This is a genomic window from Enterobacter nematophilus, from assembly GCF_026344075.1.
In the GTDB taxonomy this organism is placed as follows: domain Bacteria; phylum Pseudomonadota; class Gammaproteobacteria; order Enterobacterales; family Enterobacteriaceae; genus Enterobacter; species Enterobacter nematophilus.
The window spans coordinates 288,003-302,360 of sequence record NZ_JAPKNE010000001.1 but is presented as its reverse complement, the minus strand read 5'-3'; the positions used below and the strand labels follow the sequence as shown (position 1 = coordinate 302,360).

Here is a 14,358-nt window from a genome sequence, read left to right as displayed (position 1 = left end):
AGGGGTGTGATGGAAAAAATAAGGTCGTTATGCAAAATCCTTCCGCCCCTGTGGTTGAAACGCGCCAGGGCGCACTGTCTGGTTTAACCGATGAAAACGTTCACCTCTGGCGCGGTATTCCCTATGCCGCACCGCCCGTTGGCGACTGGCGCTGGCGCTCACCCCGGCCGCCGGAACGCTGGGACGGCGTGCGTGAAGCTACCGCCTTTTCGCCCTCAAGCTGGCAAAGCAGTGAATATTGTCAGGAGCTGGGCGGGGGCGATCCCGGCCAGTTTTCTGAAGACTGCCTCTATCTGAACGTCTGGTCTCCCGTCGACCGTACCGGGCCGCTGCCGGTCATGGTCTGGCTGCACGGCGGCGGGTTTACGATTGGCGCCGGAAGCCTGCCGCCCTATAACGGCAAGGCCCTGGCATCCCGTGGGGTGGTTGTCGTCACGATTAACTACCGTCTCGGCCATCTCGGCTTCTTCGCCCATCCCGCGCTGGAGGGGGAAGAGGAGCGGGTGGTGCATAATTTTGCCCTGCTGGACCAGATCGCCGCGCTCGAATGGGTGCGGGAGAATATCGCCGCGTTTGGTGGCGACCCTACTAACGTGACCCTGTTTGGTGAATCCGCCGGCGCGCGCAGCGTGCTGTCGCTGCTGGCCTCGCCGCTGGCGGAAGGACTATTCCATAAGGCGATAGTGCAAAGCGGGTACACCCTGCCGGATACGCCGCGCGAGCAGGCCCTGCAAAAAGGGGAAGCGCTTGCCGCCCACTTCGGGCTGGAGAACGCGACGGCAGAGCAGCTGCGCGCCATCCCGCCCGAGGCGTTCTGGCCGCTGACCGCGCCGCTGAACGTCGCCCCGGCGCCCATCGTCGGGGATTGCGTTCTGCCGGAGGCGATGCTGGACGTCTTTTTCGCCGCCCGCCAGCATCCCGTGCCGGTGATGATTGGCTCCAACAGCGATGAAGCCAGCGTGATGGCGGTGTTTGGTGTCGATCTCGCCGGGCAGATCCAGAAGCTTCGCCGGGAGCGCCGCTTCGGGCTGGGGCTCATCAAGCTGCTTTATCCGGGCGTGAAGGGCGACGAGGAGCTCGGCAGGCAGGTGTGCCGCGACATGGCCTTCACCACCATGGGCTACGTGGTAATGCAGGCGCAGCAGCGCGTCGGCGGGCTTTGCTGGCGTTACTGGTTTGACTATGTGGCCGAAGCGGAACATGACACCTATATCAACGGTGCCTGGCACGGCAATGAGGTGCCGTACGCGTTTGATACCCTCGGGCAGGTGGAGCCTTCGCGCCAGTACGTTAACGAACGGGACCTGACGTTTGCCGCCCGGGTGGCTGATTACTGGGTGAGCTTTGCGCGCGATGCCGGAACGCATGACAGCCTTCACGGGCCGGCGCGCTGGCCCGCCTGCCGCAAAGGGCGGGACGTGCTGTTACGTATTGGGGTGAATAAACATGCAGGTTTCAGGCTTGAAAACCGATTTATGCGCGCCCGCATGAGCCTCTTCAAGCGCGTGATGAAGCACCACGTCAGCCTCGATTAAGCAAACAGGCGCGAAACGCCGCCAGACCATTTTCCTGACAAGGCGTTTCGCGCAGCACCAGCCGGTAGCTCGCGCCGGTTTTTATGCTGGTCTCATAGGGCCGCATCAGCCTTCCGGCGCGGACATCTTCTGCCACCAGCGTTTCGTCGGCGATGGCCACGCCCAGCCCCTGAATGGCGGCGGTAATGGCGAGATCCATCGTATCGAAGTGTTGATTTTTGTGCATAACAAAGCCCGGACCTTCCTGATTCGCCAGCCACAGTGACCAGTCTGTCTTATCCCTTGTCGGGTGAAGAAACGTCAGCGAACCCAGCGCGGCACCCGCCCGCACGGGGCTGAACACCGGGGTGAGCGCCTCTTCAAACAGCAGATCGCCTGCGCTCATGTGCGTGCCGAAGACGATGGCGGCGTCGTAAGATTCGGTTTTGAAATTGACGTTATGATCGGTGGTGGTGGTCAATGCGATCTGCAGATCCGGCTGCTCGCGCTCTACCTCCAGCAGGCGCGGCACCAGCCAGCGCATCGCGCAGGTGGGGGCCTTGAGGCGGATCACCGTGTGCTGGCTGCGGGCCTGGTCGGCCACGCTCAGCAGCTGTTCGAATGAGGACTGCAGCTCGGGAAGCAGGGCGCTGCCCTGCGGGGAGAGGCGCAGCCCGCGCGCGTGGCGCTCAAACAGCGGAAAGCCAAACCAGGCTTCAAGGGAGGCAATCTTTCGGCTCACGGCCCCCTGCGTCAGGCACAGCTCCGCGGCGGCGTGGGTGAGGTTCAGATGACGCGCGGTGACTAAAAATGCGTCGATGGCATTGAGCGGGAGCGAACGGCGCGACATTAAAACACCTCTGCTATGCATTTTTCTCATGGCTATTATGACAACAATTCGATTGTCCCGGCAACGCAGATGTTGTTTGAATAGTTATGCAATATCCATGAGAAGGGAAAGAGGATGACTTTACGAACGCCGGTGCAAACGCGCTCCAAGCTGCCAGACGTGGGGACCACCATTTTTACCGTTATCGGCCAGCTTTCGGCCCAGCATAACGCCATCAACCTTTCTCAGGGGGCACCGAATTTTTCCTGCGACCCGAAGCTGATTGCCGGCGTCACCCGCGCGATGGAGGCAGGGCATAACCAGTATGCGTCGATGACCGGCCTGCAGCCGCTCAAAGAACGCATTGCCGATAAGATTGCCGCGCTCTACGGCACGCGGTACGACCCTGCCAGCGAGGTGCTGGTCACCGCCAGCGCCAGCGAAGGGCTCTATTCGGCGATAAGCGGGCTGGTGCACCCTGGCGACGAGGTGATCTACTTTGAGCCGTCGTTTGACAGCTACGCGCCCATTGTGCGCCTGCAGGGGGCAACGCCTGTCGCCATCAAGCTCACGGTGCCGGATTTTGCCGTCAACTGGGATGAGGTCCGTGCGGCCATCACCCCGCGCACGCGCATGATCGTCGTCAATACGCCGCACAACCCGAGCGGCAAGGTCTTCTCCGCTAATGACCTGCAGCAGCTGGCGGCGCTGACGCGCAATACCGACATCATTATTTTGTCTGACGAAGTGTACGAACACGTCGTGTTTGATGGGGAACCGCACCACGGGATGGCCACGCATCCGCAGCTGGCGGAGCGCAGCGTGATTATTTCTTCTTTCGGAAAAACCTATCACGTCACCGGCTGGCGCGTGGGTTATTGTGTGGCACCCGCGGAGCTGATGGACGAGATATGTAAAGTCCATCAATTTTTGATGTTCTCTGCCGATACGCCAATGCAGCACGCGTTTGCAGAGCACATGACCGATCCGCAAACCTGGCTGGCGCTGTCGGCGTTTTACCAGCGTAAGCGCGATCTGCTGCACGGCCTGCTGGCCGATTCGCCGTTTACCCTGCTGCCGAGCGCCGGGTCGTTCTTTATGCTGGCGGACTACAGCCGGTTCAGCGACGAGCGCGACAGCGAGCTGGTGAAGCGGCTGATCGTTGAGTACGGTGTTGCCACCATTCCGCTGTCGGCGTTTTATGCCGACGGCACGGATAATAAGTTGATTCGTCTCTCTTTTGCGAAGGATGAGGCGACGTTACGGGCAGGTGCCCAGGCCCTGTGTCGGGTTAAACCACGCTAAGGAGTATGAGATGAAATTACGCGCGTTAGTTGTCGGCATGGGATTGCTGTGTACCTTTTCCTCCTTCGCGGCCACCGAGCTGCGCTACGGTCTGGAAGCGGAGTACCCGCCGTTTGAGAGCCGCAACGCGGCAGGCGAACTGGAAGGGTTTGACGTTGAGCTGGGGAATGCCATCTGCAAAGCGGCTGCGCTGAAGTGCAGCTGGGTAGAAACCTCGTTTGACGCGCTGATCCCGGGGCTGGTGGCGAAGAAGTTTGACGCCATCAACTCGGCGATGAATATCACCGAACAGCGCCGCAAGAGCATTGATTTTACCCAGCCGATCTACCGTATTCCGTCTCAGCTGGTCGGCAAGGCCGGTACGGCGGTCGAAGCGACGCCTGAAGGGCTGAAGGGGAAAACCATCGGCGTGCTGCAGGGGGCGATTCAGGAAACCTATGCCAAAGAGCACTGGGAAAAGCAGGGTGTCACCGTGGTGTCTTATAAAGATCAGAATATGGCCTGGGGTGACCTGCTGAATGGCCGCATTGACGCCTCGCTGGTGATGTCCGCGGCCGGGCAGGCGGGTTTCCTCAGCAAGCCGCAGGGGAAAGGGTTTGGCTTCATCGGCAAACCGGTGTCTGACGACACGATCCTCGGCAGTGGGATCGGCTTTGGGTTGCGCAAAGGCGACGAGGCCACCAAAAAGCAGCTTGATGCCGCCATTGATAAAGTACGTGCCGACGGCACGATCGCCAAACTCGCTGATAAGTACTTCCCGGGTATCGATGTCAGCGTAAAATAACCGCCTCATTCGCCCCGTCAGCTGATGTCCTGACGGGGCATTTTTATACACATTTTCCAGGCTTTCTTTACACCACTTTCGGGCCGTTCTGGTCGACAGAAAATATTTCTCACTTTGTTCAGATAATCACCGGCCAACAATTGGATTCTTAACCATTTTTGTTTAGGCTGTGCGTTCTTTCTTGCCGTCATTTCGCCGAGCGCGAAACACATTCACACGACCATAAGGACGTTTTTCCAGGCATGAATCGCAGACGTTTTCTAAAAGGCTCGCTGGCTGTGGCAGCCCTGAGCGGCACCTCCGGCCTTGCTTCCCTGTTTTCCAAAGCGGCATACGCTGCTGACTCTGACATCGCCGACGGTCAGAGCCGTCGGTTTGACTTCTCCGTACTGCAATCCATGGCGCATGACCTGGCGAAAACCCCGTGGGGTGGCGCGCCGCGTCCGCTGCCGGAGACGCTGGCGACCATGACGCCGCAGGCGTATAACGCCATCCGCTACGATGAAAAACAGTCTCTGTGGAACAACATTGAAGGGCGTCAGCTGGATGTGCAGTTCTTCCATATGGGAATGGGGTTCCGCCGCCGCGTGCGGATGTTCTCGCTGGACCAGTCGACCTCTATGGCGCGCGAGATCCACTTCCGCCCCGAGCTGTTCAGCTACGGTGACACGGGAGTTGATACCAAACAGCTTGAAGGGCAAAGCGATCTCGGCTTCGCGGGCTTCCGCGCCTTTAAAGCGCCAGAGCTGGCGCGCCGCGATATCGTCTCTTTCCTGGGCGCGAGCTATTTCCGCGCGGTGGATGACACCTACCAGTACGGCCTTTCCGCGCGCGGTCTGGCGGTAGATACCTTTACCGACACCCCGGAAGAGTTCCCGGACTTTACCTCCTTCTGGTTTGAAACCGTTAAGCCCGGCGATACCACCTTTACCGTCTATACGCTGCTGGACAGCCCGAGCGTCACTGGTGCCTATAAATTCGTAATCCACTGCGAGAAGAGCCAGGTGATCATGGAGGTGGAAAACCATCTCTACGCGCGCAAGGACATTAAGCAGCTGGGCATCGCGCCGATGACCAGCATGTTCAGCTGCGGCAATAACGAACGCCGCATGTGCGACACCATTCACCCGCAAATCCACGACTCCGACCGCCTGGCAATGTGGCGCGGCAACGGGGAGTGGATCTGCCGTCCGCTGAATAACCCGCAGAAGCTGCAGTTCAATGCCTATCTGGATAAAAATCCGAAAGGGTTCGGCCTGCTGCAGCTCGACCGCGATTTCTCCCACTATCAGGACGTGATGGGCTGGTATAACAAGCGCCCGAGCCTGTGGGTTGAGCCGCGCAACGACTGGGGGAAAGGATCCATTGCGCTGATGGAGATCCCAACCACCGGTGAAACGCTGGATAACGTGGTCTGCTTCTGGCAGCCGGAAAAACCGGTGAAAGCGGGCGACGAGCTGGACTTTAAATATCGTCTCTACTGGAGCGCGCAGCCGCCGGTGCGTTCCCCGCTGGCTAACGTTTACGCGACCCGCACCGGCATGGGCGGCTTCCCGGAGGGCTGGGCGCCGGGCGAACACTATCCGAAAGTGTGGGCCCGCCGCTTTGCTATCGACTTCGTCGGGGGTGACCTGAAGGCCGCCGCGCCGAAGGGCATTGAGCCGGTGATTACGCTCTCCAGCGGTGAAGCAAAGCAGGTTGAGATCCTCTACGTTGAACCGTTTGACGGCTATCGCATTCTGTTTGACTGGTATCCAACCTCTGACTCTACCGAACCGGTGGATATGCGCCTGTTCCTGCGCTGCCAGGGCGATGCCATCAGCGAAACCTGGCTGTATCAGTATTTCCCGCCAGCGCCGGATAAACGTCAGTATGTTGATGATAGGGTGATGCGTTAACCCTTGTGCCGGGTGGCGGCTTCGCCTTACCCGGCCTACGTTTCGATACTGTAGGCCCGGTAAGCGCAGCGCCACCGGGCGATGACGAGGCACCATGACAACTGAAATCATCCCCGTTTCACAACACATTGAACTGCGTTCTGTCGAAGAGCGCTACACCACTGACCTGCACAATCTCGTCGTCAAAAACAAAACCTTTCTGCAAACCGCCTTTGACTGGGCGCAGCACGTGGGCAGGGAGGAGGATACCCGACGCAACGTGCAGAGTAACCAGATGCTGCACCAGCGCGGCTACGCCAAAATGTTTTTGATCTTCAAGGAGGAAGAGCTGGTCGGCGTGCTGTCGTTCAATGCGATTGAGCCTGCGAACAAAGCCGCGTACATCGGCTACTGGCTGGATGAAGCGCATCAGGGGCAGGGGATCCTCTCGCAGTCTTTACAGGCGTTTATGCGCTACTACGCCGGGCGCGGTGAGGTCCGCCGTTTTGTGATCAAGTGTCGGGTGGCGAATCAGCAGAGCAACCGCGTTGCCCTGCGCAACGGTTTTACGCTGGAAGGGTGCCTGAGGGAAGCGGAATACCTGAACGGCGCCTATGACGATGTGAACATTTACGGGAAAATTTATACCCTATAGCGCCCCCAGCAGCGGCGTGCGGGTAATGCGCTGGTCGCCGTTGATCACCTTTTCACCGCGCAGGTGAATGCTCTCACCAGCAAAGGCCTCTATCACCGCATCGTCGGTGATTTCTACCCGATGCTCAATCAGCACGTCGCCGCTGATCCGCGCGCGTCCCTGAATTACCACTTTATCATCCAGCATGATCGGCCCGCCGCGCAGCCATGCCTGCCCGCCAATCAGAACGTGGTGCTTGATGACGCAGTTTCCTTCCACCACGGCGTTCTCCGCAATCTGTGAGCTGTAGCGCACGGTAGGGATAGCGTCGTCGTCGAAACCGGCTATCACGCGGGCGTTGCCGTACACTTTGGCGCAGTCGCACACCCAGACGTTGTTGAGTTCATTACCTTCGAGGATAGCGCAGTCGAACACTTCAGCGCGGTGCTCAACAAACGCGTTATTCACCATCGCTTCGCCGTATATTTGCGCCTGATGCACAATGCGCGACCGGCTTACCGTCGCCTTGCCGTAAATTTGCAGGATCTGGTCGTGGTCCGGCGTGAGGCCTTTGGCAGCAATGATGACGCTGTTGTGCAGGACGCGCGCGTCGCCGTAGAGATGGCACTCACCCCGCACGCAGGAGTGCTGAACGGTGACGTTGTCACTTATTCGCGCCCCGTGGCTGACCTCTGCGGCGTCCAGCCAGCAGTTATCGCCGATGTGCGCGTCATGGCTGACGGTGCACGGCAGGGTAAGGCGCGCGTTGCCGGACACGGTTGCGCCGGCGAATACCACGCTATTCTCATCGTAGATCCAACAGTTTCCGTCCTGCGCAAGGGCGCGCTCATCGTCAACCCAGCCGCCTTTCGTACCGGCTTTCACATCGTCAAAATCCACCGTGGCGATAACCTGCCGCAGCGTCGTTGTGTGGGATGTTTCGCCATCTTTCCATTGCCAGAGCCGGGTTTCATCGCTGAGCCGATACTTTTTCATCGTGGGATCCCTGATATGCGTCTTCACTAAACGTAGCAAACTTTCGGCTTTCCGTTGTGCTGGCATCCGTTGCGGAAACCTCTTAAAATGGCATTTAAAATACATTTTAAAGATTCAAATTAATGGATAAATTAAACAAACCCCAACAGGCGCTTAACCTTCCCGCAGGCTATTTTGGCATGGTGCTTGGCATCATCGGCATGGGTTTCGCCTGGCGATACGCCAGCACCCTGTGGCCGGTGACGCGCTGGCCGGGTGAGATTCTGGTCGCTCTCGCGGTTGCATGCTGGTTTTTACTGACGGCGGCGTTTATTACCCGTGCGATCCGCTTCCCACACAGCGTGCTGGCAGAGATGCGCCACCCGGTAATGAGCAGCTTCGTCAGCCTTTTTCCGGCCACCACCATGCTGGTCGCCATCGGTTTTGTGCCCTGGTTCCGCCCGGTATCGCTGGCGCTGTTCGGCGTGGGGGTGGTGTTACAGCTTGCTTATTCCGCCTGGCAAAGCGCCGGGCTCTGGCGAGGCCGACACCCGCAGGAGGCCACCACGCCGGGATTATATCTGCCGACGGTGGCGAATAATTTCATCAGCGCAATGGCGTGCGGTGCCCTGGGGTTCAACGATGCAGGGCTCGTTTTTCTCGGCGCGGGCGTCTTTTCCTGGCTCAGCCTGGAGCCGGTGATTCTCCAGCGTCTTCGCAGCGCCGGAGAGCTTCCCACCGCGCAGCGCACCGCGTTAGGCATTCAGCTGGCCCCCGCGCTGGTGGCCTGTAGCGCCTGGTTTAGCGTCAACGGCGGGGAAGCCGACACCTTCGCCAAAATGCTGTTCGGCTACGGCCTGTTGCAGCTGCTGTTCATGCTGCGCCTGCTGCCGTGGTATGTGTCTCAGCCGTTTAACGCCTCGTTCTGGAGCTTCTCGTTTGGCGTGTCGGCCCTGGCAACCACGGGGCTGCACCTGGGGCACGGCAGTTCGTCCGGATTTTTCCATGCCATTGCCGTGCCGCTGTTTATCTTTACCAACCTTATCATTGGGATGCTGTTGGTCCGTACGTTTATTCTGCTGATTCAGGGCAAACTTCTGGTGCGCACTGATAAAGCACTGCTTATGCAATCTGAGGAAAAATAATGGCTGTCGATGAAAATTACTTCACAGAGAAATATGGCTTAACCCGTACGCATTCAGAGGTGCTGTACAGCGCGGGGATCGTGAAGCCCGGCAAGACGCTGGATCTGGGCTGTGGAAATGGCCGCAACAGCCTTTACCTGGCGGCCAACGGCCACGATGTCACCGCCTGGGATAAAAACCCGATGAGCGTGGATAACATCGAGCGCGTCAAGGCGGCAGAAGGGATTGAAAATCTGCAAATTGCCGTCAAAGATCTGAACAGCCTGAGCTTTGACGGCGAGTACGACTTTATTCTTTCCACCGTGGTGCTGATGTTCCTGGAGGCGAAAACCATCCCGGGCCTTATCGCCAACATGCAGCGTTGCACCAAACCCGGCGGCTACAACCTGATCGTTGCCGCGATGGACACGGCGGATTACCCGTGCTCCGTCGGCTTCCCGTTTGCGTTCAAAAGTGGCGAGCTGAGCAGCTACTACGAAGGCTGGGAGCTGCTCAAATACAATGAAGAGGTGGGCGAGCTGCACCGCGCCGATGAAAACGGCAACCGCATCAAGCTGCGCTTTGCCACCATGCTGGCGCGCAAGCCCGCTTAACGGGCGGCCAGCAGGCAGATCTGCAGGGCAGTCTTGTAAGACGCCTCGAACGACGACAGCGGCAGGAACTCAAACTTCGAATGGAAGTTATGCGCGCCGGTGAAGAAGTTCGGGGTGAGTAACCCTTTTGCCGACAGCGCCGCGCCGTCCGTGCCGCCGCGCATAGGGATCGGTTTTGGGGTGATGCCGAGCGATTCCATCGCCTCAAACATCAGGTCGATGGCGCGCCGGTCTTCGCCAATCGCATTGCTGATGTTGCTGTAGGTATCCTCAATGCGATACTCCACCTTCGCCGTCGGGTGTCGGGCGGCAATCAGCGCGGCGACGTCCGCAATCTGCTGCTTGCGGGCGGCAAAGCCGGCTTTATCAAAATCACGAATATTGGCCTTTAGCACGGCGTCGTTCTGTCCGGCCTGAATGCCGTTAAACCAGATATAGCCCTCGCGGCCCTCGGTGCACTCCGGGGTTTGCTGGCGGTCGAAATGGCTGATGAAGTCGGTCGCCATCAGTAATGGGTTCACCAGCACGCCTTTGGCGGACATCGGGTGCGCCGTCACGCCGGTGAAGTGGATCTCTGCCGCTGCCGCGTTGAAATTCTCGTAAACAATCTCTCCCAGCTCGCAGCAGTCGATGGTCCAGGCAAAGTCCACGTCGAAGCGTTTCAAATCCAGCGCCTTGGCGCCGTTCAGGCCAATCTCTTCGTCTGGCACAAACGCGACCACAATGTCGCCATGCTGATGTTCAGCGGTGAGGTTTTCCAGCACGGTCATCACCACCGTCACCGCTGCTTTATTATCTGCTCCCAATACGCTGGTTCCGTCGCTGAAAATAATCTCCTCATTCGGGTAAGCCAAAATTTCCGGGTGCTCGTTCACGCGCAGCCAGATGTCTTTTTCTTTATTCAGACAGAGATCTTCACCATTAAAGGTTAATATTTGCGGATGAATATTCGGTGATAAACCGACGTCAACGGTATCAATATGGGTAATAAAGCCGATGCGCGGCGCGCCGGGCACGTTGCCTTTTTTTACCGCCGTCACGGTAGCGAATTCGTCAATCACGATGTCGTCTAACCCCAGCTGCGCCAGCTCCTGCGCCAGTTCTCGCGCCATGTCGTGCTGGCCCGGCGTGGAGGGCAGGGTTTTTACTTTTGGATCGCTCTGGCTGGTAATCGCAAGATAGCGGAAAAAACGGTGCGTTAATTGTCTGGAAAGCGGCGAGCCCATAGTGTTTTCTTCCTTATTTATTTTTCGGGTGTTTGCCACTTCACTTTAATGTTATTTATGAAATGGCAAAAGAATTAATTAGCCGTCGAATTAAAAAGACAGGAATAAATGATGACAAGCAAACGCACAACGTTAACGCTGGCACTCGCTGCGCTCACGGTCAGTTCCACCGTAGGCGCGAAAACGCTGGTGTATTGCTCCGAAGGGTCACCGGAAAACTTTAATCCTCAGCTATACACCTCGGGCACCAGCGTGGATGCCAGCGCCGTGCCGGTCTATAACCGGCTGGTCGATTTCAAACCCGGCACCACGGAGCTGGTGCCGAGCCTGGCAGAGCGCTGGGAGGTGAGCGACGACGGCAAGGTTTACACCTTCCATCTGCGTAAAGGGGTGAAGTTCCAGAGCAATAAATTCTTCACGCCGACCCGCGATTTTAACGCCGATGACGTGATCTTCTCGTTTATGCGTCAGAAGGACGTGAATCATCCGTATCACAACGTCTCAAACGGCAGCTATTCCAACTTCGAAAGCCTGGAGTTTGGCAGCCTGATTACCGCCATTGATAAAGTTGATGACCACACGGTGCGCTTTACCCTGGCCCATCCGGAAGCGCCGTTTGTTGCGGATCTGGCATGGTATTTTGCCTCAATCCTCTCCGCGGAATATGCCGATGCGATGCTGAAAGCGGGCACGCCGGAGAAGGTGGATATGCAGCCGATCGGCACCGGGCCGTTTAAGCTGGCGCAGTATCAGAAGGACTCCCGAATCCTGTTTACCGCGTTTGCCGACTACTGGCAGGGGAAATCGAAGCTGGACAGGCTGGTCTTTACCATCACCCCGGATCCCTCCGTGCGTTTTGCCAAAATTGAGAAAAACGAATGCCAGGTGATGCCGTTCCCGAACCCGGCGGATCTGCCGCGCATGAAGGCCAATAAAGATATTACGCTGATGAGCAAGGCCGGGCTGAACACCGGTTTCCTGGCGTTTAACACCCAAAAGCCGCCGCTGGATAACGTGAAGGTTCGCCAGGCGCTGGCGATGGCGATCAATAAGCCGGCCATTATCGACGCGGTGTTCCACGGCACCGGCACCGCGGCGAAAAACCTGCTGCCGCCGGGCGTCTGGAGCGCTGACAGCGAACTGAAGGATTACGATTACGATCCTGAAAAAGCGAAAGCGTTGCTGAAAGAGGCAGGTTTAGCCAGCGGCATGAGTTTTGACCTGTGGGCGATGCCCGTCCAGCGGCCCTATAACCCGAACGCCAGACGGATGGCGGAGATGATTCAGGCTGACTGGGCGAAGGTGGGGGTGCAAACCAAAATTGTCACCTACGAATGGGGCGAATATCTCAAGCGCGTGAAGGATGGTGAACATCAGGCCGCCCTGATGGGCTGGACGACTGCAACGGGCGACCCGGATAACTTCTTTGGGCCGCTGTTTACCTGCACCTCGGCCAACGGCGGTTCGAATTCGGCGAAGTGGTGCTACAAGCCGTTTGATAAAATCATTGCGGAAGCAAAATCAACCACCGATCGCGACAAGCGCGTGGCGCTGTATAAAGAGGCGCAGCAGATCATGCATGACCAGATGCCTGCGGTCATGATTGCGCATTCAACGATCTTCGAACCGGTGCGCAAAGAGGTGACAGGCTACGAAATCGATCCGTTTGGCAAACATTTGTTCTGGCAGGTGGATATTAATCAGTAATTTTTCACTGCCCGGTACGCGGCCGGGCACTCTTTTCGCAATTTGTGCTCCCCACATCATTTTTTGTCACAACAAACCCACCGAACTTTTGCTATAACTTCAAATGCATACTTGCAGATAACATGGAAAACTATCATGCGTACTCAAACTTTTTTTAAAGTTGCAGTGCTTACTGGTTTATTGGCAGTGGCGGGCTGTTCTTCAAAGGTCGCGGCTCCAGAACAATATTCAGGCTTTTTAAAAGATTATTCCGGCCTGCAGCAGACGACCTCTGCAACGGGTAAACCAACGCTGCGTTGGGTTGATCCTTCCTATAACGAAGCCAACTACGACAGCATTATCTGGACGCCGATTACCTATTATCCAGCGCCAAAACCAACCACTCAGATTGGTCAAAAAACGCTTGATGAGCTGCTGAATTATACCAATAACAAAATGAAAACGGCGATTGGTACCCGTAAGCCGATTGTTACCACGCCGGGCAAACACAGCCTGATTTTCCGCGGGGCAATTACCGGGGTGAGTTCCCAGAAAGAGGGCCTGCAGTTCTATGAAGTGGTGCCGGTCGCGCTGGTGGTAGCGGGTACGCAGATGGCAACCGGGCACCGCACCATGGATACCCATCTCTACTTTGAAGGCGAGCTGATCGACGCGGCCACCAATAAACCGGTGATGAAAGTCGTTCGTAAAGGCGAAGGTAAAGAGCTGGCAAACGAAAACACGCCTATGGGCTTCGCTACGCTGAAGCAGGTTGTTGACGACATGGCGACGGACGCCACCATGTTCGACGTGCATAAAACAGCGAAATAATCTTAAGCGGCCTGCATCGCGCAGGCCGTTTTTTACGCCGTACGCAGGCGCCTGAACCAGGTCTCTGGTTTCGTGAACATCACCATATTCCCGCCCAGAATCAGCAGCAAACCGACGATACCGTTGATGTGCCAGACGTAGCCTTCATACACCGTTGAGATGGAGAGCGCCACCAGCGGGAAGAGCAGCGTGCTGTAAGCCGCTTTCCCGGGGCCGATACGTCCCACCAGCGTGAAGTAGGCGCCAAAGGCAATCACCGAGCCGAACAGGGCCAGATAGAGCAGCGCGCCCATATAGGTGACCGTCCATTCCGGGGTAAAACTGTCGCCTCTGAAAAGCGCAATACATCCCATCACCAGCGTGCCGTAAAGCATCGCCCAGGCGTTGGTGGTCATGGTTTCAAGGGCTCTGCGCTGATGGCGCATGCTGATCATATTGCCCAGCGAGAAGCCGTACGTGCCGAGAGCGGAAAGGCCAATGCCCGTCAGGAGCGATACGCTCCAGCCGCTGGCCAGCAGGTCGTCCCAGAAAAGGGTCACAATCCCCACAAGACCGAGCGCTGCCGCCGTCCAGAAACGCGCGGGCGGGCGCTGCCCGAAGAAAATAAAGCAGTTAATCGCGTTGTAGAGCACCGCCATGGAGAAGATCACCGATTCCAGGCCGGTGTTGATGTGTGCCGCCGCGGTATAAAAACACCAGAAGTTAAAGCAGAAGACGCAGCATCCCTGAAGCATGCAGAACAGGTGATCCCGCAGCGCCAGCTTGCGCAACCGGCGCAGGGCGAGTAACACCACCATCATCGTGGCGCTGGCCACCGCGAAGCGCCAGAAAATAGAGACGGGAGCGGGTACGGGACCCTGCTGCAGGAAAATGGCAATCCAGGTGGTTCCCCAGATGACCACCACCAGTCCGTATAATAACGCGTTCATATTTTTCTCTTCTCAAACCACGGAAGCCCG

13 protein-coding genes are annotated in these 14,358 nt (G+C 57.6%); 9 read left to right on the top strand and 4 right to left on the bottom strand.

Going from position 1 to position 14,358, the window contains the following annotated elements; translation table 11 throughout:
- Positions 1-29: 29 nt before the first annotated feature.
- Positions 30-1,535, top strand: a complete 1,506-nt coding sequence (locus OSH03_RS01420) for a carboxylesterase/lipase family protein (protein WP_266178053.1) — start codon at positions 30-32, stop codon at positions 1,533-1,535.
- On the opposite strand, the gene OSH03_RS01415 is transcribed toward OSH03_RS01420, so the two are convergent.
- A complete protein-coding gene (locus OSH03_RS01415; RefSeq protein WP_193051938.1) occupies positions 1,522-2,364 on the bottom strand; it encodes a LysR family transcriptional regulator in 843 nt (280 codons plus the stop codon). The genes OSH03_RS01420 and OSH03_RS01415 overlap by 14 nt on opposite strands.
- 114 nt (positions 2,365-2,478) lie before the next feature.
- Here OSH03_RS01415 and OSH03_RS01410 point away from each other — a divergent pair, with 114 nt between their 5' ends.
- From OSH03_RS01410 to rimL, 4 genes are all read left to right on the top strand, one after another.
- The gene (locus tag OSH03_RS01410) at positions 2,479-3,648 is read left to right on the top strand and encodes a pyridoxal phosphate-dependent aminotransferase (RefSeq protein WP_253541960.1); all 1,170 of its coding nucleotides are present in this window, start codon (positions 2,479-2,481) and stop codon (positions 3,646-3,648) included.
- A 10-nt stretch (positions 3,649-3,658) separates the two neighbouring features.
- Positions 3,659-4,432: a transporter substrate-binding domain-containing protein gene (locus OSH03_RS01405; RefSeq protein WP_266178052.1), complete on the top strand. Its 774-nt coding sequence runs from the start codon at positions 3,659-3,661 to the stop codon at positions 4,430-4,432.
- Positions 4,433-4,674: 242 nt separating this feature from the next.
- Positions 4,675-6,330 carry a glucan biosynthesis protein D gene (locus OSH03_RS01400; protein WP_266178051.1) on the top strand — a complete coding sequence of 552 codons (1,656 nt, stop codon included), beginning with the start codon at positions 4,675-4,677 and terminating at the stop codon, positions 6,328-6,330.
- Between the two features lie 94 nt (positions 6,331-6,424).
- The gene (gene rimL, locus OSH03_RS01395; protein ID WP_266178050.1) at positions 6,425-6,964 is read left to right on the top strand and encodes a 50S ribosomal protein L7/L12-serine acetyltransferase; all 540 of its coding nucleotides are present in this window, start codon (positions 6,425-6,427) and stop codon (positions 6,962-6,964) included.
- Here rimL and ydcK read toward each other — a convergent pair.
- Positions 6,959-7,939 (bottom strand): YdcK family protein, encoded by a 981-nt coding sequence (ydcK, locus tag OSH03_RS01390; protein ID WP_266178049.1) that lies wholly within the window; start codon positions 7,937-7,939, stop codon positions 6,959-6,961. The genes rimL and ydcK overlap by 6 nt on opposite strands.
- 122 nt (positions 7,940-8,061) lie before the next feature.
- Here ydcK and tehA point away from each other — a divergent pair, with 122 nt between their 5' ends.
- Both tehA and tehB read left to right on the top strand, forming a co-directional pair.
- A complete protein-coding gene (gene tehA / locus OSH03_RS01385; RefSeq protein ID WP_266178048.1) occupies positions 8,062-9,063 on the top strand; it encodes a dicarboxylate transporter/tellurite-resistance protein TehA in 1,002 nt (333 codons plus the stop codon).
- A complete protein-coding gene (gene tehB / locus OSH03_RS01380) occupies positions 9,063-9,656 on the top strand; it encodes a tellurite resistance methyltransferase TehB (protein ID WP_266178047.1) in 594 nt (197 codons plus the stop codon). Before tehA ends, tehB begins: the two co-directional genes overlap by 1 nt.
- Here the strand turns inward: tehB and pepT are convergent.
- Entirely contained in the window at positions 9,653-10,882 is a 1,230-nt protein-coding gene (gene pepT, locus OSH03_RS01375) for a peptidase T (RefSeq protein WP_266178046.1), read from the bottom strand. The genes tehB and pepT overlap by 4 nt on opposite strands.
- Before the next feature lie 111 nt (positions 10,883-10,993).
- Here pepT and OSH03_RS01370 point away from each other — a divergent pair, with 111 nt between their 5' ends.
- A complete protein-coding gene (locus OSH03_RS01370; RefSeq protein WP_266178622.1) occupies positions 10,994-12,589 on the top strand; it encodes an ABC transporter substrate-binding protein in 1,596 nt (531 codons plus the stop codon).
- A gap of 135 nt (positions 12,590-12,724) precedes the next feature.
- On the top strand, positions 12,725-13,399 hold the full coding sequence (locus OSH03_RS01365; RefSeq protein WP_061098240.1) for a DUF3313 domain-containing protein: 675 nt from the start codon (positions 12,725-12,727) through the stop codon (positions 13,397-13,399).
- A 32-nt stretch (positions 13,400-13,431) separates the two neighbouring features.
- On the opposite strand, the gene OSH03_RS01360 is transcribed toward OSH03_RS01365, so the two are convergent.
- A complete protein-coding gene (locus OSH03_RS01360; RefSeq protein WP_266178045.1) occupies positions 13,432-14,328 on the bottom strand; it encodes a DMT family transporter in 897 nt (298 codons plus the stop codon).
- Between the last annotated feature and the right edge of the window lie 30 nt (positions 14,329-14,358).